Raw genomic sequence first — 23,732 nt, 5'->3', positions numbered from 1 at the left:
CATGACCAAGAACCTCTCTCGCTCGGTCGCCATCGTGGGTGCCGCGGAATCCGACCTGGGCAAGGTGCCCGGCAAGACGGCACTGGAGTTGCAGGCGCAGGCCGCGCGGCTGGCGCTGCAGGACGCGGGGCTGTCGCTGCGCGATGTGGATGCCGTCTTTGCGCATACCGATGACCGCTTTGCCACCGTGCAGCTGGCCGAATACCTCGGTATCCAGCCAAGGTACGTCGACTCCAGCAACGTCGGCGGCATGTCCAACCTGATGCACATCCGCCATGCGATGGCGGCCATTGCCGCCGGCATGTGTTCGGTGGCGCTGGTGACCTATGGCAGTACGCAACTGTCCGACGGCTCGCGCAAGAGTGGCGCCGTCGCCGCGGATACGCCGGACTCGCCGCGTGGCCAGTTCATCGCGCCTTATGGCCAGCTCAGCCCGATCGGCTACTACGCAATGGTTGCCCAGTTGCACATGCATCGCTACGGCACCACGTCCAGGGATCTCGCCGAGGTGGCAGTGGCGGCGCGGCGCTGGGCGCAGCTGAACCCGAAGGCATACCGGCGCGAGCAAACCAGCATCGAGGAGGTCATGGCGTCGCCCGTGATCGCGTCGCCGCTGCGTACGCGTGACTGCTGCCTCGTCACGGATGGCGGTGGCGCACTGATCATCACCTCCGCCGATCGTGCCCGAGACCTGAAGTCGAAGCCGGTCTATGTGATGGGCGCAGCCGAGACCTTCTCGCACCACTACACCCCGTTCAGCACGGCGGACTGGCTGGATACGCGCGTCGCCGAGACGGCGGACGAAGCGTTCGGCATGGCTGGCGTCACCCGCGAAGACATCGACGTGGTGCAGATCTATGACCACTTCACCATCGGCGTCATCCAGTCGCTGGAAGAACTGGGCTTTTGCAAGCGAGGCGAGGGCGGTGCCTTCGTCGCCGATGGCGCCCTGGGCCCGGGTGGCCGCTTCCCCATCAATACCTCCGGCGGCGGCCTTTCCTACGGCCACCCTGGCATGTTCGGCATGTTCGTGCTGATCGAGGCCGTGCGCCAGTTGCGCGGGGAGTGCGGCGAGCGGCAATTGCCCGATGCCGAACTGGCGCTGTGCCATGCGCCCGGACTGGTCTTCTCCTGCAACACCACCATGATCCTCGGAGTCTGAAGCATGAGCGAAGCACAACGTCCCCTGCCGCGTCCCACCGAGATCACCGAAGGCTACTGGCATGCGGCGGCGCAGGGCCGGCTGGTGGTGCAAGGCTGCAGCGCCTGTGGCCACCGCCAGTTCTATCCGCGCACGCTGTGCCTTGCGTGCGAATCGGACCAGGTCGACTGGACGGAGGTCTGCGGCTTTGGCTCGATCTATACCTTCACCATCAACCATCGCGCACCCAATGCCTTCATGAAGGCGCGGCTGCCGTACGCCGTTGCCATCGTCGAACTTGACGAAGGTGTGCGCATGATGGCGAACATCCTCAACGCATCGCCCGAGGCCATTGCTATCGGCAAGCGCGTGCGAGTGGTGTTCGAGAAGGCGAGTGACGACGTGAGCCTGCCGCAGTTCGAATTGATCGACTGACCCAATCCTGCCCCAAGGAGGGCCCATGCCCATCATCACTGTGCCGCGGCGGCGTGCTGCCCTGGCCGCGCTGGCGTGCATCGCCGCACTGCCGGCCTGGTCGCACGCCGCTGACGATTCTGCCTATCCGCAAAAGCCCATCCGGCTGGTCGTGCCATTCCCGGCCGGAGGCGGATCCGACACCGTGGCCCGCTTGCTCGGCCGCGAGCTGACGGCGATGTGGGGCCAGACGGTGGTGGTCGAGAACAGGCCCGGTGCCAGCGGCGCGATTGGCACAGGCGCGGTCGCGAAGGCTGCACCGGACGGCTATACGCTGCTGTTGGGCGCAACGCCGCTGGTGCAGTTGCAGGGCGTCTACAAGTCACTGCCCTATGACACCTTCCGCGACTTCGCGCCGCTGGCGCGCCTGGCGCTCTCGTCGGACGTATTTGCCGCTCCGGTATCCACCCGCGTTGCCAGCGTGAGCGAGCTGCTGTCCGCGGCCCGGGCCACGCCTGGCAAGATCAGCTACGGCTCCTACGGCAACGGCACCTCCTCCCACATGCACGGGGAATTGCTGCGGATGCAGGGGGACGTCGACCTGACCCACGTGGCCTACAAGGGCGGCTCGCCACTGATCCAGGACTTGCTGGGTGGGCAGGTGAGTTCCGGGTTTGTGGATGTGGCCAGCGGCAAGGCCGCGCTCAACTCCCCGAAGATCAAGGTACTGGCCGTCACGGGCGAGCGCCGGCTGGCGCTGCTGCCGGAGGTGCCGACCTTTACCGAACTGGGCTACCGCGATTTCGAGCCAAACGGCTGGTATGGCCTGTTCGTGCCGGCGGCGACGCCGAAGGCGGTGAAGGACAAGCTATCCGCGGCGGTGCTGGCAATCCTGGCCAAGCCGGCCATGCAAACGGCGATTCGGGAGCAAGGCCTGGAGCCGGGAACGCTGGAGCCCGAGGCATTCCTGAAGCTGATGCGGCGCGACGCCGAGATCTGGGGACGGATCGCGGCCAACGCGCGCATCACGCTTGACTGAGCGGTGTCGCAGGCCGGGCCGCCCTCCCTGTTCCGGGGAGGCCGCGCCTGGCCGGACGGCTGATAGCCTCCAAGACTCCAACGTACTGTACGGAAGACCTTCACTTTCATGCTGAATCAGGGGGATCGTTCATGCTTTCCGGTGTAAAAGTTGTCGAGATTTGCGGGATCGGTCCAGGCCCGTTCTGCGCGATGCATCTCGCCGATCTCGGCGCCGATGTGATTGCCGTGGAACGCGCGGCACCGGCCAACGATGCGGCGCTATCCACCGAAGGCTACGTGCTGAACCGGGGCAAGCGCTCGGTGGTTGCCGACCTGAAAACGGCCGAAGGGCGTGAGCTGGTGCTGGCACTGATCCAGGATGCCGACGCGCTGATCGAAGGCATGCGCCCCGGCGTCATGGAGCGCCTGGGGCTGGGCCCGGATGTCTGCCTGCAACGCAATCCCCGCCTGGTCTACGGGCGCATGACAGGATGGGGGCAGAGCGGCCCGATGGCGCAGGCCGCGGGGCATGACAACAACTACATCTCGCTTTCCGGCGCGCTGTACTACCACGGCACGCCTGCAGAGCCGCCATCGTCGGCCATTACCGTGGTGGGCGACGTCGGCGGTGGCGCGCTTTACCTGGCGGTGGGCCTGCTGTCAGGCATCCTCAACGCCCGCGCCACCGGAAAGGGAACCGTGGTGGATGCATCCATCGTGGACGGCTCGGCCCATATGCTGCAGCTGTTGCTGTCCACGCGCCGCAAGGGCTTCATCACCGGCGAGCGCGGCAACAATATCCACGATGCCTCTCATTTCTATTCGACCTACCGCTGCGCGGACGGGAAGTTCGTCACGCTCGGCTCGATCGAGCCGCAGTTCTACGCGCTGCTGCTGGAAAAGCTGGGCCTGACCGAGGATCCGCGCTTCGCCCGGCAATGGGACCGCGAGCGTTGGCCGGAGCTGCATCGGCACTTCGAAGAACTCTTTGCCACCAGGACTCGCGCGCAATGGTGCGCTCTGCTGGAAAACACCGACGTCTGTTTCGGCCCGGTGCTGAGCCCGGAAGAGGCCGCCGGGCATCCGCACCTTGCCGCGCGGGGCGTCTACTTCGAAGCGGAGGGCCATCTGCAGGCTGCCCCCGCGCCGCGCTTCGATGGCAAGGCCATGGCGGCGGGCGCGATTCCACGGCGCGGCCAGCACACTGGCGAGATTATGGCCGCAACAAACGCCAGCCACCCCAGCGGCATCTGGAAGACCGGCTGATTGTTGATGCGCTGGCCAGGCCAAGAGCCGGCCGGCGCGGTTGCGCGCTGGACGATGGCCATGACGTCTCGGCTTCCACCGCGGCATGACCGCGGGCTGCTGCTTCCCGAAATTTCCCACTCGATCCTGAACGGTGCCTTGACGGCTCCGCGCTATGCCGCGTCTGCTGCTGTCGACGCGATGCCATGGCATGGCAGGCGGCGAGTGCGGCTGCACGTTCCCGCGTGAGGCACTTTCGCGAGAAAACATAAGGTTTTCTTATCAAATCGGGATGAATTTCTAACTGGAAGCTCTCGTGCCAGGAGGCCATCATGCAGCAGTCAGACACGCTTCGAATCCACGTACGAGCCAGCATGCGATGGCCACAAGGGCAGAAGATGGCAGAGAACAATATCACTCAGGACGCAACGATTTCAGGCGCACGTCCTTTGACGTCAGGCGCCGAACGCAACCGTGAGCACATGCTGGCGATGCTGGGCCAGGTGCGGGAACTGGAGCAACGGACGGTCAGAAAATCTGCAAGGGCGGCAGATTCATTTCATGCCCGAGGCAAGCTGTTGCCACGGGAGCGGCTGGCGCACCTGCTGGACGCCGACCGCCCGTTCTTTGAACTCATGACCCTGGCCGGGTATTGCGGCCTCGAAGATCCGGACCCGGCCACCAGCGTACCCGGTGCGGCACTCATAGTCGGCATCGGCTATATCGAGGGGGTGCGCTGCATGATCGCGGTAAACGACTCGGGCATCAGCGCCGGTGCGATGCAGGCGCTGACCGGCCAGAAGCTGATTCGGGCGCAGGAGATTGCGCTTGCCCAGAAGCTGCCATTTGTCCAGTTGGTCGAAAGCGCGGGGGGGAACCTGCGCAAATACCGGGTCGAACGCTTCGTCGTGGGTGGCGGCATGTTCTACAACCTGGCGCGGCTGTCCGCGGCCGGCGTGCCGGTGGTGTCTCTCATCCATGGATCTTCAGCCGCTGGTGGTGCCTATCTGCCGGGACTTTCCGACCACGTCATCATGGTGCGGCGCCAGGCCCATGCGTACCTGGCCGGGCCCTCGTTGCTGCGTGCCGCGACAGGCGAGGAGGCGAGCGATGAGGAGCTCGGTGGGGCCGACATGCACGCCAGCGTCTCCGGCCTCGCCGACCACGTCGCCGACAACGATCTTGATGGCATTGCCTGCCTGCGAGAGGTGATGGATACGATCGGTTGGCGCGATGTGCCGGGCGGCGAGAGCTGGGACGAGCCCCTTGAGCCTGCCGGGGACCTGCTGGGGCTGATGCCGGTCGACACCCGCACGCCCGTCGACATGCGCGAAGTGATTGCGCGCATTGTCGATGGGTCCCGCTTCAGGGAATTCAAGGCGATGTACGGGGCTCACACCGTCTGCGGTCATGCCCGTATCCAGGGGCACCACGTGGGGATCCTGACGAACAATGGGCCGCTCGACTGCGATGGCTCCACCAAGGCGGCGCAGTTCATCCAGTCGTGCGTGCAGTTGGGCCGGCCGCTTGTCTTCCTGCAGAACATCACCGGCTTCATGGTCGGGCGCGAGCATGAGCAGGCGGGGATGATCAAGCACGGCGCCAAGCTGATCCAGGCGCTGTCCAATGCGCCGGTGCCGCGCCTGACCATATTGTGCGGTTCGTCCTTTGGCGCCGGCAACTATGGCATGTGCGGCCGCGCCTTTCGCCCCGACTTCCTTTTCTCCTGGCCGAATGCGCGCACGGCGGTCATGGGCGGCGAGCAGGCCGCCATGACCATGCGGCTGGTCGCCGAGAACGCCGCCCGCCGCAGCGGAAACTCCGCCGACGAACGGGCGATCGAGGCCGAGAGCCGCGACATCGTCGCTACCTTCGATCGTCAATCCAGCGCGATCCACACCAGCAGCCTGCTGCTCGATGACGGGATCATCGACCCGAGAGACACGCGGTCCTGGCTGGGCATGGCCCTGGCCACGGTGGAACAGGCGAAGCACCGCACCGTGCAACCGATGCAGTTCGGCGTCGCCCGCCTCTAGCCACAAGGCGGCGCTGCGCGCCGGCACCTTCGCGTGCCGGGCGGCTTGCCGCGCCCCATCCCTTCGAACCACAAGGAGACACGAAAGATGATGACCCCCGACCACATCGCGCTGCAGGATAGCGTACGCAAGCTGATCGACCGGGAGATCGAACCCCATGTCGAAAAATGGGAGGCTGACGAAATCTTTCCCGCGCACGAAGTGTTCAAGAAGCTCGGCTCGGCGGGTTATCTCGGCGTGAACAAGCCCGTGGAATTCGGCGGCATGGGGCTGGATTACTCATATGAGATTGCCTTTTGCGAGGCCATCGGCGGCATCAGCGCAGGCGGCGTCGGCATGGCCATCGCGGTGCAGACTGACATGGCAACTCCGGCGCTGGCGCGATTTGGCTCCGACGAATTGCGGGAGACCTTTCTCAAGCCGACCGTCGCGGGCGACTTCGTGGTGTGCCTGGGCGTGTCGGAAGCGGGTGCCGGTTCGGACGTGGCATCGCTGAAGACCACGGCGCGCAAGGATGGCTCCGACTATGTGATCAACGGCTCCAAGATGTGGATCACGAACGGGCTGCAAGCCGACTGGATGTGCCTGTTGGCGAACACCAGCGATGGAGATATCCACCGCAACAAGTCGCTCATCTGCCTGCCGCTGAGGGAAGGCGGGAAGCTGCGTCCCGGCATCACGATGAACAAGATCAAGAAGGTCGGCATGTGGTCCTCCGACACCGCCCAGGTATTTTTCGACGACGTTCGCGTGCCCCAGCGCTACCGCATCGGAGATGAGGGCATGGGCTTCACCTACCAGATGCGTCAGTTCCAGGAGGAGCGCCTCAGTGGCGCTACCCGCCGGGTCACCGCGCTCACCAATGCGATCAACGAAACCATTGAATACACCCGTCAGCGCAAGGCATTCGGGCGCTCGATCCTGGACAACCAGGCGGTCCATTTCCGGCTGGCTGAGCTGAAGACGGAAGTCGAGCTGCTGCGATCCGTTATCTACCGCGCGGCACAGGTGCACATGTCGGGCGGCGACATGACCGAGCTGGCATCCATGGCCAAGCTCAAGGCCGGCCGCTTGTGCCGTGAGGTGACCGATTCCTGCCTGCAGTACTGGGGCGGCATGGGCTTCACCTGGGACAACCGTGTATCGCGCGCCTGGCGGGACCTGCGGCTGATCTCCATTGGCGGGGGAGCCGACGAGATCATGCTGACGATCATCTGCAAGCACATGGGGATCCTGCCGAAACGGGCGGCCTGATCAACGGAGAGTCACATGCGCTTTGACACACTGCTTGTCGCCAACCGCGGAGAAATCGCACTGCGGGTCCTGCGCAGCGCGCGCAAGCTCGGCTTGCGCACGGTCGCCGTCTATTCGGACGCCGATGCCCGCAGCCTCCACGTGCGCGAGGCCGATCTGGCCGTGCGCATTGGACCGGCCGAGGCTGCCCGCAGCTATCGGCATGCCCATGCGCTGATCGAGGCATGCCGGCGCACCGGAGCCCAGGCGATACATCCGGGCTATGGATTCCTGTCTGAGAACGCGGAGTTCGCGCAGGCGGTCGCCGATGCGGAAATTACCTTCGTAGGGCCCTCTGCAGACGTCATTGCGTTGATGGGAAACAAGGCCCAGGCAAAGCTCGCCATGCAGAAAGCCGGCGTGCCGACTGTGCCAGGAGAACAGGGCTGCGCGACCGACGAGGAGGCAATCGCTGCGGTCGAGCGCATCGGCTTCCCGGTCATCCTGAAGGCGGCGGCAGGCGGGGGCGGCCGCGGCATGCGGGTCGTGCGCGATGCCTCGACCTTGCTGGCGGCGCTGCGACAGGCGCGCTCCGAGGCGGCAGGCGCATTCGGCTCTGACGAGATCATCATCGAGCGCGCCATCGAACGGGGACGACACATCGAGATCCAGGTGCTGTGCGATGAACATGGTCGCTGCTTGCACCTCGGTGAGCGCGACTGTTCGACACAGCGGCGCTTCCAGAAGCTCATCGAGGAAGCCCCTTCGCCCGCGGTGAACGCCGAGCTGCGCCGCGCGATGGGAGAGGTCGCTGTGCGCGCCTGCGAGGCCATCGGGTACACGGGCGCCGGCACGCTCGAATTCCTGCTTGACGGAAAAGGACGCTTCTATTTCATGGAGATGAACACGCGGCTCCAGGTTGAGCACGGCGTGACAGAACTGGTCACGGGGCTGGACCTGGTGGAGCAGCAACTGCGCATTGCCCAGGGCGAGCGGCTCGCGTTCGGGCAGGAGGATGTACGCATGCGCGGCCATGCCATCGAGGTGCGGCTGTGTGCGGAGGACCCTGCGGCGGGCTTTCTGCCTCAGGTGGGCCGCGTCGACGTCTGGCGGCCGTCGCCCGACATCCGCGTTGATAGCGCGCTGCAGGACGGCATGGAGATCGGTTCCGACTACGACTCCATGGTCGGGAAGATCATGTCCTGGGGCGAGACGCGCGAGGAAAGCATCAACCGCCTGGTCCGGGCCTGCGAGCGCACGGCGCTGCTGGGCGTCCGAACGAACCTTGGCCTGCTCGCCCGCTGTCTGCGTCATTCACGCTTCGTGACCGGTGAAGTCACTACCGACTTCCTGGCGGGCGAAGACATGGGCGGCCCGGCCTGGCGAGCACAGCCGTCGGTGCATGCACGCGCCGCGGCGGCCTTGCTGCTGTCAGGCGCAGTCGGCCGCGAGTCATCTGGCATTCGCCGGCTGCCGGCTGGCCCGGCGCAGACGCGGGCGTTGTGGCTCGTGGACGCGACCCATGCGCTCAACGCGGGCGCCGCCGCGCAAGGGACGGCCAGCGCAGTCGAACTGCGGCCGTCCGATGACGGGGGCGAAGTTCTCATCAGCTTCCGGGCTGGCGCAGCGGTGCCCGCGCGCGACGGGAAGCGTTCCGAAGCGTGTGACGACGAGCCTGTCTGCAGCGTCGGCAATGTGCACTGGGCGCCGATCGCCGGCTCAGCCCGGGGACATGGCGGCACGCTCGGGTTGGCCGTCGATGGCGTGTACCGCCAGCTGCTGTGCGACTCGCCTCGGCGCGACGAATGGTGGCTGCAGGATGGCGCGGATACCTTCGTGTTCAGGCGGCTGGCGCGCTTCGAGGCCAGCGACGGCGAGGCGCGGGGAGGCAGCGTGCGGGCGCCGATGAGCGGGCGCGTGATCGCCGTCATGGTGGGTGAGGGCGACGCCGTCGAGCGAGGCCAGACCCTGGCCGTCATGGAGTCCATGAAGATGGAAATGCCCCTGGCCGCGCCAAGCACGGGACGCATTGCGCGCCTGCTTGTCCAGGAGGGCATGCAGCTCAATGCCGGCCAGGTGCTGATCGAAGTCGGCGCGGGCGCCGAGGAGGGTGCCGTCCAAGCCCAGGAGGCGACCTGACTGCACGGAAGCCGAAACGCAGATCGGACCCGCGGGGCACGACCACAAGCACGTCCGCACACACTACAGGAGAGCATGAATGGGCCAAAACGCAAAGTCCGGCCGCGCGGTTGTCATTGGCGGCGCATCGGGATTCTGGGGCGACTCGCAGATTGCCGTCCCGCAATTGCTGCAGGAGCCGGAACTGGGCTACCTCGTCTTCGACTACCTGGCCGAGACCACCATGGCGATCCTTCAGCGAGCGCGCCTTCGGGCGCCGGAGCTGGGTTATGCAACGGATTTTGTCAGCGCGGCGCTGAGGCCCAACCTGCGGGCTCTGAAGCAGCATGGGGTGCGCCTGGTGTCCAACGCAGGCGGCCTTAACCCGGCAGGCTGCCGCGATGCCATCCTTGCCTTGGCGCGAGAGCAAGGGCTGGAGCTGAAGGTGGCGATCGTATCCGGCGACGACGTGCTGGCACTTCAGGGGAGATTCCTGCCTTGGCCCGGTGACGAGGCCGATGCCAGCCTCCCGCGGTTGATGTCGGCCAATGCCTACCTCGGTGCCCTGCCCATTGCCGAGGCACTGGACGGCGGCGCGGACATTGTCGTCACCGGCCGTTGCGTGGATAGCGCCGCGCTGCTTGGCATTGCCATCCACGAGTTCGGATGGTCGATGCAGGACTACGACCGGCTGGCGCAGGGCAGCCTTGCAGGCCACCTGGTGGAGTGCGGGGCGCAGGCCACGGGCGGGCTGTTCACGGACTGGGAGCGCGTACCGGACTGGACCAACATTGGCTACCCGCTGGTGCGCATGACAGCCGACGGCGTATTCGAGCTCTACCAGCCGTGTGACGCGGGCGGACTGGTGACGCGCCAGACCGTGGGCGAGCAGCTGCTCTACGAGATCGGTGATCCGCAGGCCTATGCGCTGCCTGATGTGGTCTGCGATTTCTCCGAGGTCCGCATCGAGGACCTGCCGGGCTTCGAAGCCAGTGGCGGCCGCGTGCGCGTCAGTGGGGCGCGGGGAAGGGCGCCCGGCGATTGCTACAAGGTGACAGCGACCTACCAGCAGGGCTACCAGATTGCACTGATGATGGCCATTCGCGGACAGCGGGCGTTGGAGAAGGCCGAGCGTACGGCGCAAGCGCTGCTGGCGCGTAGCCGCGGCCTGATGGCCAAGGCCGGCCATGCCGACTACAGCGACACCCTGGTGGAGTTGCTAGGCGCCGAATCCATGTACGGGCCGCATCGTCGCGTACGAGACAGCCGGGAGGTGGTGCTGCGCATTGCTGCCCAGCACGATGACAAGCAAGCGTTGACGTTCTTGCAGAAGGAGGCGGCGTCAGCCGGCACCTCCATGGGGCCGGGAACGCGCAGCCACTTTGGCGGGCGTTCGGATATCCAGAGTGTGATCCGCACGGCCTCGTTCCTGCTCCCCAAGCAGGAGGTGACGGTGCAATGGAGGCTGGCTGACGAGCCGGCGACAACGGTGGCGGTGCCGGCGTGTGGTGTGCCCTCGGAGCGGCCGGCAATGACTTCGCACACGCCCCGGAGACCGCCTGGGGACGAGCCGCGGCAGGACGCGCGCGGCCTCGTGCGTATTCCGCTCGGCACACTGGCGGTCGGGCGCAGCGGCGACAAAGGCAACGATGCCAACATCGGATTGATGGTGCGCGATCCTGCGTGGCTGCCTGTGGTCAGCGCGCAGGCGACGGCGCAGAGGGTACGCGACTACTTTGCGCATCTGATTGAAGGTCCGGTGAAACGCTACGAACTGCCGGAAATCGGCGCCTTCAACTTTGTACTGGAAAAGGCACTGGGTGGCGGTGGTTCCTGCAGCCTGCGTTCCGATCCGCTGGGCAAGTGCTATGCACAGATGCTGCTGGACATGGAAATCGAATGTCCCGCGGACCTTCTGCCAGAAACGGCGGCGGGGACAGCGGGGACAGCGCCCACACCTTGACCGGGCGGCAGGGCACTTTGCGACCGACAACGAACCAGGAGACATGAGCCATGCAAGCGACACAGCAACCAGACTACCAAGCTCAGAGCACCACGCGGCGGCTCGCCAAGCGACGATGCCGCGTCGCCGTGAGCGCGCTGGGTGCCATCCTGTGGGGCGCTGCGGCCAGCGCCCAGCCAACGTCCACTCCCGGCACTGATCGCATCGACAAGCCGGTGCGCATCATCGTTGCTTACGGCGCCGGCGGGGCTTCGGACAGCATCGCGCGTTTCGTGGGCGACGGACTCTCCAGGCGTGCCGGCAAGCCCGTGATCGTAGAAAACAAGTCCGGTGCTGACGGCAACATTGCAGCCGACGCTGCAGTCCGCGCGTCGACCGATGCTTACACGCTGCTGGTGTCCGGCTCATCGACGCACGCGGCAAACGCCACCATCTACCGCAAACTTCCCTATGACCCGGAAGCGGACTTCACGCCGCTGGCCACAATGGCCAGCACACCCTTCGTGTTGCTCGTGAATCCAAAGCGTGTTCACGCAGCAACGTTCAAGGAGTTCCTGGCATGGGCCAGGAAGGAGAGCAATCCGCTTTCCTTTGCGAGCGCCAACGTGGGAGGCCGTATCAGCGGGGAGTTGTTCAAGCAACGAGCAGGCGTCAAGGCAGTCAGCGTTCCGTACAAGAACAGCAGCCAGGCCATGACGGACCTGCTTGGCGGCCAGTTCGACTACTACCTGTGCGACATGGTCACCGCGCTGCCGCAGATCCAGGCCGGAACCGTGCGCGCCCTGGCAATCTCCAGCTCCGAACGAGTGCAGTCATTACCTGATGTGCCGACACTGGCGGAAAGCGGATTCCCGGACTTTGACGTCAGTTCGTGGATCGGCATCTGGAGCGCTAACGCGTCGACGCCCCAGCCTGTGGCCAGGCTGTTGTCGCGCTGGATCGCCGATACGCTGGACTCGCCCGATGGTCGTCATTTCCTCATCGGCAAGGGCCTGATTCCGGCCAAGGTTGCCCCGATGCATCTGCAGGAGTTGCAGCGGCGCGACACCAGGCTCTGGGGAAAAATCATCATTGACGCGGGAATGCAGCAGCCATGAAGGCCATAGCACGTTCAGCGCGGCGAGATCAGGCGGCTGATGCCCAGTGCGCTCTCGCTAAGCTTGTCGGTGCGCGCATAGAGCCGGTAGCTGATGGTCGGCAGCGCTGGCATGCCGGCGTGAGGGTCCAGGACCTTCAGGTCAGGGGCCAGCATCTCCACGGTGCGAGGCGTGACCCCCATGCCCGCTCGCAATGCCGCCCGGATACCCGCCAGCGTCGAGGTTTGGAAAGCGACACGCCAGGGGATGTTCGCGTCCGACAGGGACTTGATTGCCATGCTATGAAACGGACAGGCCCCCTCGATGAGCACGAGCGGTACCGGCGCGCCGGGCTGATGGTGGTATCGCGCGCCTGCGATCCAGGTTACGGGAGAGGTGCGCAGCACGACCTGATCGAACTCCGGGTTGGGCACAGGGTCAAGCATGACGACCAGGTCAATCTCGCCGCGGCGCAGGGACGAGGTCAGCCAACGGCGGCGGCCAACCTGGATGTCCACGCGCAGGCCGGGAAAAACCTCTGCACACATCTTCAGGTATTCGGGAATGAGCGAGTCGACGGCATCCGCGCAAGCTCCGACTTTCACCGGTTCGTCGAAGGCTCTCTGGGTCATGGCGCGATAAGCCTCATCGTTCAGGCCGACGATGCGACGCGCGTAGTCCAGGAGCCTGGTGCCCGCCGTGGTCAGGCGTTTGCTGCGTCCAACGCGCTCGAACAACACGCAGTCGAGCGCGGTCTCCAGCTTTTGCATCTGCTGCGACACGGCCGCCTGGGTGCGGAAGACCTGCTCTGCCGCCACAGCGAAGTTTTCTTTCTCTGCCACGGCAACGAACGTGCGAAGCAGGCCGATGTCAAGGTTGCGAAAGCTCATGTCGAATAGCGTTGCGGCTGCCGCTTGCAAGTTGTCGTGATTCCCAACATTAACATTCAGGATTGAACAGCGTGACTTCCAGCGTATCCTCCACACCCATCGAAGCTACAGGGCCGTCTGTCATCACGGACGCACCGTTCGTTCGCACCGTCGTTCACGGAGCCGTTTTTCGCATCGAGCTTAACCGATCCGATGCGAGGAATCCACTGGGCGCCGACATGGTTGCGGCCTTGTCAAAGGCGGTTGATCAGGCCGAGCAAATGGATGACGTGCGGATCATCCTCTTCACCGCAGCGGGAAAGGCCTTCAGTGCTGGTGGGGATCTCGGCAATATCTCGGACCGCCTGGCGGTCAAGCCCGGCGCGGATGGCCAGGATCCCATCGCGGTGGGTAACCGGCGCTATGGCGAGTTCCTTGCCCGGCTCATCCGGTCGTCGAAGGTCACGGTGGCCTGTGTGCACGGCGCAGCCATGGGCGGAGGTGCGGGCCTTGTATGCGCGGTGGATATCGCCATCGGTTCACCCGCGGCCCGGTTCGGCTTTCCAGAGGCCGGTATTGGCCTGGTGCCCGGGCAAATCCTGCCTTTCGTCAGCGCACGCATTGGCGTTCAAGTAGCGCGCCGCCTCATGCTCACCGGTGAACGGATCGATGGCGCGGAGGCCCACCGTCTCGGGTTGCTGGATTACCTTGCCGAATCCGAGGAGGCGTTGCCTGCGCGCGTGCGGGAAATTCTGGGATCCGTCGTTGCCACGGCACCCGCAGCCAGCGCTGCAACCAAGTGCCTTCTGACGCAGATGCGCCCACTTTCGGCACAGTCGCACGAGGCATTGACGCACTACCTGGACACTGCCTCCGTCAAGTTTGCGCAGCAGATGCGCTCCGAAGCGGTGGAAGGCGTGACAGCCGCCCGGGAGCGCAGGCCGGCGCTCTGGAACGTGGGGGCCGAACTGCCGCCGCTTGCGGCGAACTGAACCACACGCGTCGAACGTCAACTTTTCGGAGGTTGGAAATCATGGCATCGCTGGAAGGCTTGAAGGTCGTGGATCTGTCCCGCGTACTTGGTGGTCCCCTGTGTGCGCAGATCCTCGGGGATCACGGTGCCAACGTGATCAAGGTGGAAGGTCCGATGGGCGATGAGACGCGCACCTGGGGGCCGCCCTTTAATGAGGCTGGCATGGCTTCGTACTTCGCGGGCATCAATCGCAACAAGCGCACTGTGTGCCTCGACCTCGCGTTGCCGCAAGGACGCGAAGTACTGATGCAGCTGCTCACCGAAGCGGACGTGCTTATCGAGAACTTCAAGGTCGGCACCCTGGAGCGTTGGGGGATGGGGTACGACGACGTGCTCTCCTTGCGCTTTCCAAGGCTGATCCATTGTCGTGTCACGGGCTTCGGTGCGACGGGGCCGCTCGGTGGGCTGCCCGGCTACGACGCCGCGGTACAGGCGCTCGGTGGCATCATGAGCATCAACGGTGACCCGGATGGAACGGCCACGCGCGTTGGGGTGCCGATCGTCGATGTGACGACTGGTCTGAGCGCCGTGATCGGGGTGTTGTTGGCCTTGCATGAGCGTGAGCGCAGCGGTAAAGGACAGTCCATTGAGTCGGCACTGTATGACAACGCTCTGTTCTCCCTATACCCACACTCCATCAACACGCTCTTCACCGCCAAGGCTCCGATGCGGTCTGGCAATGGCCATCCGAACATCGCGCCCTACGACACCTATGCCACTGCCACCGAGCCCATCTATCTCGCGGTCGGCAACAATGGCCAGTTTCAGCGGCTGTGCGAAGCGGTGGACCGAACGGAACTGGCGGTCGATGCGCGCTACGCAACCAATGCTCAGCGAGCCGTGCATCGTTTCGAGCTCAAGCGCGATCTTGAGGCCGCCTTCAGCCGCTTCGAAGCGCAGTCGCTGTTCGAACGCCTGGTGGCAGTTGGCGTGCCGTGCGGTGTCATCCACAACGTGGTCGAGGCGCTGAACCACCCGCACACGGCACACCGGGGCATGGTGGCTGAAATTGGAAAATTCAAGTCGGTCGCTTCGCCGGTCAAGCTTAGCCGCACGCCGGCAACGTACCGTGAAGCTCCGCAAGAGATCGGCGCGAACACGGTGGAGGTGCTGCGCGAGGCGGGCCTTACGGAATCACAGATCGAAAAGCTGCTCGAGCAGGGGGTGGCGCTTCAGCGCAAGCGCACTCCGTAAGGTGCAACCCCGACAGCGGAGCCGCACACTGGCGACATCATGGCCGCACTGAAATCCGGCCATCGGCCGGAGCGATTTTTTTGCTGTTGACTGCTGCAGCGGCCTCGGCAATACCGCTCCGCTCACGGCAAAAAAATCCCCCGAGGCTGTTACTTGGGGGAGGTGCTGGTCTGTGGCCGGAGACGCTGAGTCCCGGCCACGAATTTTTTGAGGGGACACTCTTTTCTGTAGTTCCTTACATGCTGTGGTCAACGAGTCCATCGCGGTTGGTGATTCTCGCGCCATCGGTGTACACGTCGCGCCTATCCGAGACTTTCGCCCCGTCTGAATAGACGTCAAACTTTGTGGTCTTGCCCCCATCGGAATATGGGTCTCGCGGCCCCATCACGCTGGCGCCGTCAGTGTAGACATCCCGTGTCCCGATGCCGGCATAGGCGATTCCGGCACTAAGCGCCGCACCCGCCGCAGCGAGCAGTATGACTGTCTTTACCATTTTTCTTACCTCCATTTCAGGTCGTTGCAAAAACACCGAAACGATTCTTCTTTCGCTTCAGTTTGAGGGTCGCAACTTCGCACAAGTGCAATGAAATGTAGGCCTTGGCGACAAGCATATGAATCGGGCTTTTTTCCGAAAAGAGGCTAGGGGATTGCCCTAGCCGGTGGGCAGGCAGATTCAGTCCTGCATTACTGCACGGTGGCGATCGAATCCATCCGGCAACTCTTACCGCGCAAGGGAGTTCTGGCGTAGATTCATAGTAGTGTTGTGGCACCATGGTTTTGCAGCGCTTCGCCTTGCATCGATTCGGTGCAGGCTCGTGATTTGCCGCAGGTGCATGGAACATTCACTTTCGCAAGAGTGTCGTCATTCCGTTTAACCACAGAAATGACTGGATGTGACAGTGTCGGTTCCCGGGGGTTTGAAGCGAACCATGTTTATTGTCCCGCGCAACTTAAGGCTCAGACTTTTCGTCCATACCGGACTTGTCGCTTTGGCGTATTTCGCAAGTGCAAAGCTGGGACTGGCTTATGCAGTAGTGGGCGGTGCGGTGTCTCTGGTGTGGCCTGCCAGCGGCGTGGCCCTGGTTGCGCTCCTTGTCATGGGTTTCGCAGCTGCCCCGGGAATTGCCATTGGCTCCTTTTTTGCCAATATGTCGGTCGGCGTGCCACTGCCAATGGCCGCGCTGATTGGCTTCGGCGCGACGGCTGCAGCCTTGACGGCCACGTTGCTGTTGACGCGCGTGGCCCGGTTCCGGATCACCCTCGACCGCGTCAGGGACGTATTGGCCTTCATCATCCTGGCCGCGACAGTCAGCACAGCAGTGAGTGCCCTGATTGGTGCGACTGCTCTCCTTGGCGGGGGCCGGGTGTCGGCTTCCGAGTACGGCAAAGCAGTCCTGGAATGGTGGCTCGGTGACATGATGGGGGTGCTGGTAGTGGCTCCGCCCCTGCTCAGCCTGCTTGCGAGTCCTGGCCCTGTGCACTCCACAAAGCAGGCCGTGGAAGCGTGCGGACTGACCGTTGCCATGCTCTGGGCAAGTTACCTCATCTTCGGCGCTCCCGAGCTTGCCGGGCACGGCTACTACCCTTCAGCCCTGGCGATTCTTCCGTTCATCATCTGGGCGGCTCTGCGTTTCGATCACCTTGGCACCACCTTCGCAACCTTGCTGGTCTCGATCGTTGCCATCTGGGGCACCACCAACGGCACCGGTCCCTTTGCCGCAGTGTCTCCAGTGGATAGCCTTGTGAGATGGTGCGCCTTCGCGAACGTCGTGGCAGTCACCGGGCTGCTGCTGGTGGCGGCACATGCCCAGGAGAAGCGCGTCCATAGCCTGCTGCAGGCATCCCACATCGAACTGGAGGGGCGCGTGCGGGAGCGAACCCGGGACCTGCAGCGGGCAAACCATGAACTGAAGCAGGAGATGGCGCGGCGTCGCCTGCTGGAAGCGGAGCTGATCCGGATCGGCGACCAGCAGCAGAGACTCATCGGCCGGGAGCTGCATGACGGCCTCGGGCAGCACCTCACCAGCCTGGGCTTCTACTGCACGAGCCTGAATCAAACGCTGCAGAAGCATGGCCACCCGGCTGCGGCGGACGCGGCTACCATCGTCGGACTGGTGAAGCAGGCGTCCTTGATGACTCGCAAGATTGCCCACGGCCTGGACCCGGTCGCCATGGAATCCGGTGGCCTTGCGCTCGCCCTGCAGAGGCTGGCGCAGACGACCTGCGCGCTGGATGGCATTGACTGCACGCTGCGCATCGGGTCGGACGTGGACTTGCTCGATCCGCCGATGCAGATCAACCTTTATCGTGCGGCGCAGGAAGCCGTGAACAACGCGCTGAAATACAGCCAGGGACACCACATCGGGATCGACCTTGAGCGCGAAGGCGGGATGCAGCGGCTTTCCATCAGTGACGACGGGGTGGGGGTGGACCCGGAGCAAATGGAGCGTGCCTCGGGACTGGGACTTCACAACCTGCGTCACCGGGCGAGCCTCCTGGGCGGCTCCTGCACGATCACCCGCAATGCTCTGGGCGGCACCACGGTTGCCATCAGCTATCCGATACCAGAGAGTCCGGGCCATGCCACAGAAGCCATCTAGCCCGGGCCGCGCAACCCAGATCCTGATCGTGGATGACCACCCCATCATCCGCGAGGGGTTAAGCCAAATGCTGAATCTGCATGAGGATCTGCACGTCTGCTGTGCGGCCGGCAGTGCCGAAGAGGCTCTGGCGTTGATGGCCTGCCAGCCTGACGTGGCCGTTGTCGACCTCAGCCTGCACTCGAACTCCGGCCTGGATCTTGTCAGGATGCTGCGGCAACACTATCCAAGGCTGGCAATCCTTGTCCTCAGCATGCATGACGAAACGCTGTTTGCCGAACGCGCACTGCGCGCAGGCGCCAACGGGTATCTGATGAAACTCGAGGCCACGGAGCATATTGTGAATGCCATCCGCGAGGTGCTGGCAGGCAATGTCTACCTGAGCGCCGCCATGCATGACAAGCTGGCGCGGGCCCTGAAGGCTCCTCAAAGAAGCCGCGCGGGCTCGATCGCAAGCTTGTCGGAACGGGAGTTCGAAGTCCTGCACCTGATCGGGCTTGGCTTCAGCACCCGCCAGATCGCCGGGAAACTGAATCGCAGCGTCAAGACCATCGAGGCGCATCAGGCCAACATCAAGGAAAAGCTGGACATCCCCAACGGCAAGGAGTTGATGCGCTTCGCGATTCAGTGGATCGAGAGCCAATAGGGGTTGAGTTGCTTTCGCCTGCTTGAACGCTCGACTGCTCGCGGCCCTGGGCCGGACGGAAGCCTGGTAGCGCGTGTCAAGGGCGGGGAACGTCCCACATAAGCTGCGTTCAGATCTGAAGTGAAGATCGATTTAGCTGGCCCGGGCCCGCACCGCAGTCCGCTTCTGGTGCCGCAGCGAATCTCGTTAGTCTCTTTTTTCCCCCGAACGGGGCGTTCCGCCCATGGCGGAATTTGCATACACTCGCCCACTCCGTGGACCAACGGCCAGCACAGGCGGTCCATCGTGATCTGTGGGCCGTCGGTGGGGATTCCACAGGGGGCGGCGCGGGCCCGGGGTTTGGGCGCTTCTGTCCCTTTCCGGTCGTTCAACCGGTAGATTCGAATACACGCCTGGCGGCCCGGACGCCGAAAAACAACCTGCTGCGTTTACTTCCCAAACTCACTGAACCTGGCCGCCAGGAATTCCACGAACAGCCGGATCCGGGACGACAGCTGGTGCCGCTGCTGGTAGACGGCATAGATGTCCGCCTCGGGCGTCGCGTATTGCGGCAGTACCTGCACCAGGCGGCCACTGCGCAGGAACCGCTCGATGTCCCACTCGGCGCGCATCAGGATGCCGTGGCCTTGCAGCGCCCAGTTGACCGCGATCTCGCCGTCATTGGTGGTGAGGTTGCCGCGCACATGGACCGATTCGGTCCGCGCCTTGGTCCCTTTGCCCGAGGTCAGGCGCCACACGCCATAGGCGTCGCTGCCCTGGCGGATGCCGATGCAGTTGTGCTGGCGCAGGTCGGCGGGCGTGTGCGGGGTGCCGTGGCTGCGCAGGTACTTGGGCGAGGCGCACAGCAGGCGCCGGTTCGGCGCCAGCTTCCGGGCCACGATGCGGGCGTCGGGCGGCTGGCCGAAGCGGACGCAGACGTCGAAGGCATCTTCGGTCAGCGGCGGCGGGTCGGCGGACAGCTGGAGCTGGACATCGACCTCGGGGTAGGTGGCGACATACTCGGAAATCACCGGCGCCACATGCATGCGCCCGAACCCCAGCGTGGCATTGACCCGCAGCAGGCCGCTCGGCCGGCCCTTTGAGCGGGTCAGGATCTGGTCCAGGTCGTCGATCTCGCTGAGGATGCGCCGCGCGTGCTCCAGGTAGACCTCGCCCTCCGGCGTCAGGCTCATGCGCCGCGTGGTGCGCGTCACCAGCGGCATGCCGATGCGCGCTTCCATCTGCGCCAGCCGCTTGCTGACCGCGGCGGTAGTGATCCCAAGGTCGCGCGCGGCCGCGCTCAGGCTGCCTGCCGTGGCCACCGACGTGAAGAATCCCAGTTCTGACGGTTGGATGCCGGACGATAGCGCCATTCCATCTTTAATTTCAGGTTAACAATGGTTTAACTCTACAAGCGATCCAAAACCTTGTCCACGGCCCAGAATCCGCCCCATGCACTCAACTCGTACTTGAATCGATCTGGACCAGGAGACACGGATGAAGACGTACCGCATTGCAACGATCCCCGGCGATGGCATTGGCAAGGAGGTGGTGCCGGCCGGCCGTGAAGTGATGGAGGCGCTGGCGGCTGCCGGTGCTGACTTCCGCTTTGAGTTCGAAGACTTCGACTGGGGTGGCGACTACTATCGCCAGCACGGCGTGATGATGCCCGCCGACGGCCTGGATGCGCTGCGCGACAAGGATGCCATCCTGTTCGGCTCCGCCGGCGACCCGCATATTCCCGATCACATCACGCTCTGGGGCCTGCGCCTGAAGATCTGCCAGGGCTTCGACCAGTACGCCAACGTGCGCCCGACGCGCATCCTGCCCGGCATCGATGCGCCGCTCAAGCGCTGCGCCGCGGAAGACCTGAACTGGGTGATCGTGCGCGAGAACTCGGAAGGCGAGTATTCGGGCGTGGGCGGCCGCGTGCACCAGGGCCACCCGATCGAGGCGGCCACCGACGTCAGCATGATGACCCGCGTAGGGGTGGAGCGCATCCTGCGCTTTGCCTTCAAGCTGGCCCAGTCGCGTCCGCGCAAGCTGCTGACGGTGATCACCAAATCCAACGCGCAGCGTCACGCCATGGTGATGTGGGATGAGGTGGCCGTGCAGGTAGCCAGGGACTTCCCGGACGTTACCTGGGACAAGGAACTCGTCGATGCGGCCACGGCGCGCATGGTGAACCGTCCGGCCTCGCTGGACACCATCGTCGCCACCAACCTGCATGCCGACATCCTGAGCGACCTGGCGGCGGCGCTGGCTGGCAGCCTGGGCATCGCCCCGACCGGCAATATCGATCCGGAGCGCCGCTACCCGTCGATGTTCGAGCCCATCCACGGCTCGGCCTTCGACATCATGGGCAAGGGCCTGGCCAACCCGGTAGGCACCTTCTGGTCGGTGGTCATGCTGCTGGAACACCTGGGCGAAAACGAGGCGGCGCAGCGCGTGATGCAGGCCGTCGAAGCCGTCACCGCCAACCCCGCGCTGCACACCGGCGACCTGGGCGGCAAGGCGACTACCGCTGAAGTGACCAGGGCGGTGTGCGACCTGCTTGCCGCTGGCCAGCAAGCGAAGGCCGCCTGAGCGCAAGGGCCGTTTCGTGAGCCTGCAATTTTCCGAGCCCAACGTGTTGCTGCGGCGCATGTTCGATGCGGCGGTCGCAGCCGCCCAGCCGGCCAGGACCCTGGCGCGGCACCTGCCGCCGCCGCCGCGCGGACGCACCGTCGTCATTGGCGCGGGCAAGGCCTCGGCGGCGATGGCGAGCGCGCTGGAAGCGGCATGGCCCGGGCCGCTTGAAGGCCTGGTGGTTACCCGCTACGGCTATGCGGTGCCGTGCTCGCGCATCGAGATCGTGGAGGCCGCTCACCCCGTGCCGGACGATGCCGGGCTGGCCGCTTCGCAGCGCATGCTGGCGATGGTGGGGGCCTGGCCGAGGACGACCTGGTGATCTGCCTGGTCTCCGGCGGCGGATCGTCGCTGCTGCCGCTGCCGCTTGCCGGCATCACGCTCGACGACAAGCAGCGCGTCAATCGCGCGCTGCTGAAGTCCGGCGCCACGATTTCGGAGATGAATTGCGTGCGCCGGCACCTGTCCGCCATCAAGGGCGGCCGGCTGGCAGCCGCGTGCTATCCGGCGCGCGTGCTGAACCTGCTGGTTTCCGATGTGCCGGGCGATGACCCCATCGATATCGCCTCTGGCCCGACCGTGCCTGACCCGACCACGCGCGCCGATGCGCTGGCCATCGTCAAGCAGTATGCGATCGACCTTCCGCCCAATGTGATGGCAGTGCTGGCGTCCGACGCGGCCGAGACGCTCAAGTCCGGCGACCCGCGCCTGCCGCGCATCCGCACCGAGTTCATCGCCACGCCCCGGCTGGCGCTGGAAGCGGCGGCGCAGGTGGGCCGCGACGCAGGCTTCGCCGTGCACGTGCTGGGCGACGCCATCGAAGGTGAGGCCCGCGATGTCGGCAAGGTCATGGGCGGTATCGCGCTGGCAGCCGCCAGGCATGGCCAGCTGTTTGCGGCACCGTGCGTGCTGCTGTCCGGCGGCGAGACCACGGTCACAGTGCGGGGCGCGGGCAGGGGCGGCAGGAACGTGGAGTTACTGCTGTCGCTGTCGCTGACGCTGCGCGGCGAACCCGGCATTCATGCGATTGCGGGCGACACCGACGGCGTCGACGGCCAGGAAGAGATCGCGGGTGCCGTGATCGGCCCCGACACGCTGGAACGTGCCTGGCGCGCCGGACTGCGTCCGCAGGATGCGCTGGCCGCCAACGACGGCCATGGATTTTTCGAGGCGCTGGGGGATGCCGTCATCACCGGCCCCACGCTGACCAACGTCAACGATTTTCGCGCGATCTTGCTGACGCGCGCCTCTGGAGCCTGCGGTGCTCTGCCGTGAAGTGGTGGATGTGCTGGAGATGACCAACCTGGCCAGCCACACCGTGCTGAAGGAGCAGTTCGGCGTGGCCGGCAGCAGATCGTCATCTCGGCCGGCCTGCCGTTCACCGTGGCCGGCACCGCCAACCTGCTGCGCATCGCGCAGGTCCAGCAGGCAGACATCAGACAGGGGGGGCAAGGCGCTATCAAGCACTAATCAGCCGAAAACCGGCTGCAAACATAGAATATTCAGGAGACAAAGCATGCGTGGTACTGAACTCGTGCGTCGTATTTCCGGCGTGGCCGTGCTGGCAGCCGGCTTTATCCTCAGCGGCACTTGCCTGGCACAGGAATGGCCGGCCAAGCCGATCACCGTGGTGGTGCCGTTCCCGTCGGGCGGGACTACCGACGTGCTGGCCCGCGCGCTGGGCGACCAGTTGTCGAAGAGCCTGGGCCAGCCCGTGATCGTCGAGAACCGGCCCGGCGCCGGCGCCACGGTGGGCGCGGACTACGTCGCCAAGGGCAAGCCGGACGGCTACACCCTGCTGATGGGCGCGGTCCACCATACGATTGCCAGCAGCGTCTACAAGAAGCTGCCCTACAGCTTCCAGAAGGACCTGGCACCCATCGCCACGGTCGCCATGGTGCCCAACGTGCTGGTCATCAATGCCGCCAAGACGCCGGCGAAGGACGTCAGCGAACTGGTGGCCCTGGCGAAGAAGGCAGCGCCGGAGTTTGCCTATGGCTCCAATGGCAACGGCACCGCGCAGCACCTGATCGGCACCCAGTTCCAGGCCGCCACGGGTGCGCCGCTGCTGCACGTGCCCTACAAGGGCAGTGGCCCGCTGACCACCGATCTGCTCGGCGGACAGGTGACGATGTCGTTCGATACCCTGACGCCGGTGCTGCAGCACATCAAGTCGGGCAAGCTGCGCGCCCTGGCCGTGACCACCGCGCAGCGCTCCAGCGTCCTGCCTGATGTGCCGACGCTGGAAGAGGCGGGGCTGAAGGGCTTCGATATCGGCACCTGGTTTGGCGTGCTGGCGCCGGCCGCCACGCCAGCGCCCATCGTCACCCGGCTGAACGCCGAGATCGTCAAGATCGTGAAATCGCCGGACTTCCAGCAGCGCATGGTGGCGGTCGGGGCCGAGCCGATGGCGAGCACGCCGCAGGAGTTTGCCAAGCGGATCCAGGACGAGACGGTCAAGTTCGCCAGGCTGGTGAAGGACGGGAAGGTGACGATCGAGTAGGCGACCCGCCGTCATTCGGTTGCTTGCCTTCTCG

General features: G+C 65.0%; 17 protein-coding genes and 2 pseudogenes. 17 read left to right on the top strand and 2 right to left on the bottom strand.

What is annotated here, in order from left to right; all coding sequences use genetic code 11:
* Position 1: 1 nt before the first annotated feature.
* The 9 genes from C265_RS10185 (at position 2) to C265_RS10145 (ending at position 12,267) form a co-directional block, all read left to right on the top strand.
* Complete coding sequence (locus C265_RS10185; RefSeq protein WP_010810596.1) at positions 2 to 1,162, top strand: acetyl-CoA acetyltransferase; 1,161 nt, start codon at positions 2 to 4, stop codon at positions 1,160 to 1,162.
* A gap of 3 nt (positions 1,163 to 1,165) precedes the next feature.
* Positions 1,166 to 1,576: a Zn-ribbon domain-containing OB-fold protein gene (locus C265_RS10180; RefSeq protein ID WP_010810597.1), complete on the top strand. Its 411-nt coding sequence runs from the start codon at positions 1,166 to 1,168 to the stop codon at positions 1,574 to 1,576.
* Between the two features lie 25 nt (positions 1,577 to 1,601).
* The gene (locus C265_RS10175; protein ID WP_010810598.1) at positions 1,602 to 2,594 is read left to right on the top strand and encodes a tripartite tricarboxylate transporter substrate binding protein; all 993 of its coding nucleotides are present in this window, start codon (positions 1,602 to 1,604) and stop codon (positions 2,592 to 2,594) included.
* 131 nt (positions 2,595 to 2,725) lie between these two features.
* On the top strand, positions 2,726 to 3,841 hold the full coding sequence (locus C265_RS10170; RefSeq protein WP_037024070.1) for a CaiB/BaiF CoA-transferase family protein: 1,116 nt from the start codon (positions 2,726 to 2,728) through the stop codon (positions 3,839 to 3,841).
* Positions 3,842 to 4,302: 461 nt separating this feature from the next.
* Complete coding sequence (locus tag C265_RS10165) at positions 4,303 to 5,856, top strand: acyl-CoA carboxylase subunit beta (RefSeq protein WP_234788214.1); 1,554 nt, start codon at positions 4,303 to 4,305, stop codon at positions 5,854 to 5,856.
* 87 nt (positions 5,857 to 5,943) lie between these two features.
* A complete protein-coding gene (locus C265_RS10160) occupies positions 5,944 to 7,110 on the top strand; it encodes an acyl-CoA dehydrogenase family protein (RefSeq protein WP_010810601.1) in 1,167 nt (388 codons plus the stop codon).
* Between the two features lie 15 nt (positions 7,111 to 7,125).
* Positions 7,126 to 9,228: an acetyl-CoA carboxylase biotin carboxylase subunit gene (locus C265_RS10155; protein ID WP_010810602.1), complete on the top strand. Its 2,103-nt coding sequence runs from the start codon at positions 7,126 to 7,128 to the stop codon at positions 9,226 to 9,228.
* A 79-nt stretch (positions 9,229 to 9,307) separates the two neighbouring features.
* Positions 9,308 to 11,170 carry an acyclic terpene utilization AtuA family protein gene (locus C265_RS10150; protein ID WP_010810603.1) on the top strand — a complete coding sequence of 621 codons (1,863 nt, stop codon included), beginning with the start codon at positions 9,308 to 9,310 and terminating at the stop codon, positions 11,168 to 11,170.
* A 50-nt stretch (positions 11,171 to 11,220) separates the two neighbouring features.
* Entirely contained in the window at positions 11,221 to 12,267 is a 1,047-nt protein-coding gene (locus C265_RS10145; protein ID WP_010810604.1) for a tripartite tricarboxylate transporter substrate binding protein, read from the top strand.
* Between the two features lie 14 nt (positions 12,268 to 12,281).
* Here the strand turns inward: C265_RS10145 and C265_RS10140 are convergent, their stop codons facing one another.
* On the bottom strand, positions 12,282 to 13,136 hold the full coding sequence (locus tag C265_RS10140) for a LysR substrate-binding domain-containing protein (protein WP_010810605.1): 855 nt from the start codon (positions 13,134 to 13,136) through the stop codon (positions 12,282 to 12,284).
* Positions 13,137 to 13,207: 71 nt separating this feature from the next.
* Here C265_RS10140 and C265_RS10135 point away from each other — a divergent pair, with 71 nt between their 5' ends.
* The 4 genes from C265_RS10135 to C265_RS10115 all read left to right on the top strand — a co-directional run bounded on the left by C265_RS10135 (position 13,208) and on the right by C265_RS10115 (position 18,588).
* A complete protein-coding gene (locus C265_RS10135) occupies positions 13,208 to 14,107 on the top strand; it encodes an enoyl-CoA hydratase/isomerase family protein (RefSeq protein WP_231881348.1) in 900 nt (299 codons plus the stop codon).
* Positions 14,108 to 14,148: 41 nt separating this feature from the next.
* Positions 14,149 to 15,342 carry a CaiB/BaiF CoA-transferase family protein gene (locus C265_RS10130; RefSeq protein ID WP_010810607.1) on the top strand — a complete coding sequence of 398 codons (1,194 nt, stop codon included), beginning with the start codon at positions 14,149 to 14,151 and terminating at the stop codon, positions 15,340 to 15,342.
* Positions 15,343 to 16,271: 929 nt separating this feature from the next.
* Positions 16,272 to 17,942, top strand: coding sequence for an MASE1 domain-containing protein (locus C265_RS10120; RefSeq protein ID WP_010810609.1), 1,671 nt, complete (start codon positions 16,272 to 16,274; stop codon positions 17,940 to 17,942).
* The gene (locus C265_RS10115; RefSeq protein ID WP_081645115.1) at positions 17,923 to 18,588 is read left to right on the top strand and encodes a response regulator transcription factor; all 666 of its coding nucleotides are present in this window, start codon (positions 17,923 to 17,925) and stop codon (positions 18,586 to 18,588) included. The genes C265_RS10120 and C265_RS10115 overlap by 20 nt, the downstream gene beginning before the upstream one ends.
* A 428-nt stretch (positions 18,589 to 19,016) precedes the next feature.
* Here the strand turns inward: C265_RS10115 and C265_RS10110 are convergent, their stop codons facing one another.
* Positions 19,017 to 19,940 (bottom strand): LysR family transcriptional regulator, encoded by a 924-nt coding sequence (locus C265_RS10110; protein ID WP_010810611.1) that lies wholly within the window; start codon positions 19,938 to 19,940, stop codon positions 19,017 to 19,019.
* 124 nt (positions 19,941 to 20,064) lie between these two features.
* Between C265_RS10110 and C265_RS10105 the strand changes: the two genes are divergently transcribed.
* The 4 genes and pseudogenes from C265_RS10105 to C265_RS10095 all read left to right on the top strand — a co-directional run bounded on the left by C265_RS10105 (position 20,065) and on the right by C265_RS10095 (position 23,698).
* Positions 20,065 to 21,153 carry a tartrate dehydrogenase gene (locus tag C265_RS10105; protein WP_010810612.1) on the top strand — a complete coding sequence of 363 codons (1,089 nt, stop codon included), beginning with the start codon at positions 20,065 to 20,067 and terminating at the stop codon, positions 21,151 to 21,153.
* Positions 21,154 to 21,211: 58 nt separating this feature from the next.
* A pseudogene (locus C265_RS10100) lies at positions 21,212 to 22,470 on the top strand (glycerate kinase).
* Positions 22,454 to 22,665 (top strand): annotated as a pseudogene (locus tag C265_RS33170) (hypothetical protein); the annotation flags it as partial. The pseudogenes C265_RS10100 and C265_RS33170, both read left to right, overlap by 17 nt.
* Positions 22,666 to 22,711: 46 nt before the next feature.
* Entirely contained in the window at positions 22,712 to 23,698 is a 987-nt protein-coding gene (locus C265_RS10095) for a tripartite tricarboxylate transporter substrate binding protein (RefSeq protein WP_010810613.1), read from the top strand.
* Positions 23,699 to 23,732 lie beyond the last annotated feature (34 nt).

It is taken from the genome of Cupriavidus sp. GA3-3 (assembly GCF_000389805.1).
Classification (GTDB): Bacteria; Pseudomonadota; Gammaproteobacteria; order Burkholderiales; family Burkholderiaceae; genus Cupriavidus; species Cupriavidus necator_D.
Note: the sequence above shows the minus strand (reverse complement) of the source record. Positions and strands in the feature narration are given on the sequence as shown.

What these genes read in the sequence shown, in the direction of transcription:
- C265_RS10185 (WP_010810596.1), top strand. Translation starts at nt 2, where the DNA reads ATGACCAAGAACCTCTCTCGCTCGGTCGCCATCGTGGGTGCCGCGGAA.
- C265_RS10130 (WP_010810607.1), top strand. Translation starts at nt 14,149, where the DNA reads ATGGCATCGCTGGAAGGCTTGAAGGTCGTGGATCTGTCCCGCGTACTT.
- C265_RS10160 (WP_010810601.1), top strand. Translation starts at nt 5,944, where the DNA reads ATGATGACCCCCGACCACATCGCGCTGCAGGATAGCGTACGCAAGCTG.
- C265_RS10150 (WP_010810603.1), top strand. Translation starts at nt 9,308, where the DNA reads ATGGGCCAAAACGCAAAGTCCGGCCGCGCGGTTGTCATTGGCGGCGCA.
- C265_RS10175 (WP_010810598.1), top strand. Translation starts at nt 1,602, where the DNA reads ATGCCCATCATCACTGTGCCGCGGCGGCGTGCTGCCCTGGCCGCGCTG.
- C265_RS10165 (WP_234788214.1), top strand. Translation starts at nt 4,303, where the DNA reads ATGCTGGCGATGCTGGGCCAGGTGCGGGAACTGGAGCAACGGACGGTC.
- C265_RS10110 (WP_010810611.1), bottom strand. Translation starts at nt 19,940, where the DNA reads ATGGCGCTATCGTCCGGCATCCAACCGTCAGAACTGGGATTCTTCACG.
- C265_RS10180 (WP_010810597.1), top strand. Translation starts at nt 1,166, where the DNA reads ATGAGCGAAGCACAACGTCCCCTGCCGCGTCCCACCGAGATCACCGAA.
- C265_RS10155 (WP_010810602.1), top strand. Translation starts at nt 7,126, where the DNA reads ATGCGCTTTGACACACTGCTTGTCGCCAACCGCGGAGAAATCGCACTG.
- C265_RS10115 (WP_081645115.1), top strand. Translation starts at nt 17,923, where the DNA reads ATGCCACAGAAGCCATCTAGCCCGGGCCGCGCAACCCAGATCCTGATC.
- C265_RS10145 (WP_010810604.1), top strand. Translation starts at nt 11,221, where the DNA reads ATGCAAGCGACACAGCAACCAGACTACCAAGCTCAGAGCACCACGCGG.
- C265_RS10120 (WP_010810609.1), top strand. Translation starts at nt 16,272, where the DNA reads ATGTTTATTGTCCCGCGCAACTTAAGGCTCAGACTTTTCGTCCATACC.
- C265_RS10095 (WP_010810613.1), top strand. Translation starts at nt 22,712, where the DNA reads ATGCGTGGTACTGAACTCGTGCGTCGTATTTCCGGCGTGGCCGTGCTG.
- C265_RS10170 (WP_037024070.1), top strand. Translation starts at nt 2,726, where the DNA reads ATGCTTTCCGGTGTAAAAGTTGTCGAGATTTGCGGGATCGGTCCAGGC.
- C265_RS10105 (WP_010810612.1), top strand. Translation starts at nt 20,065, where the DNA reads ATGAAGACGTACCGCATTGCAACGATCCCCGGCGATGGCATTGGCAAG.
- C265_RS10140 (WP_010810605.1), bottom strand. Translation starts at nt 13,136, where the DNA reads ATGAGCTTTCGCAACCTTGACATCGGCCTGCTTCGCACGTTCGTTGCC.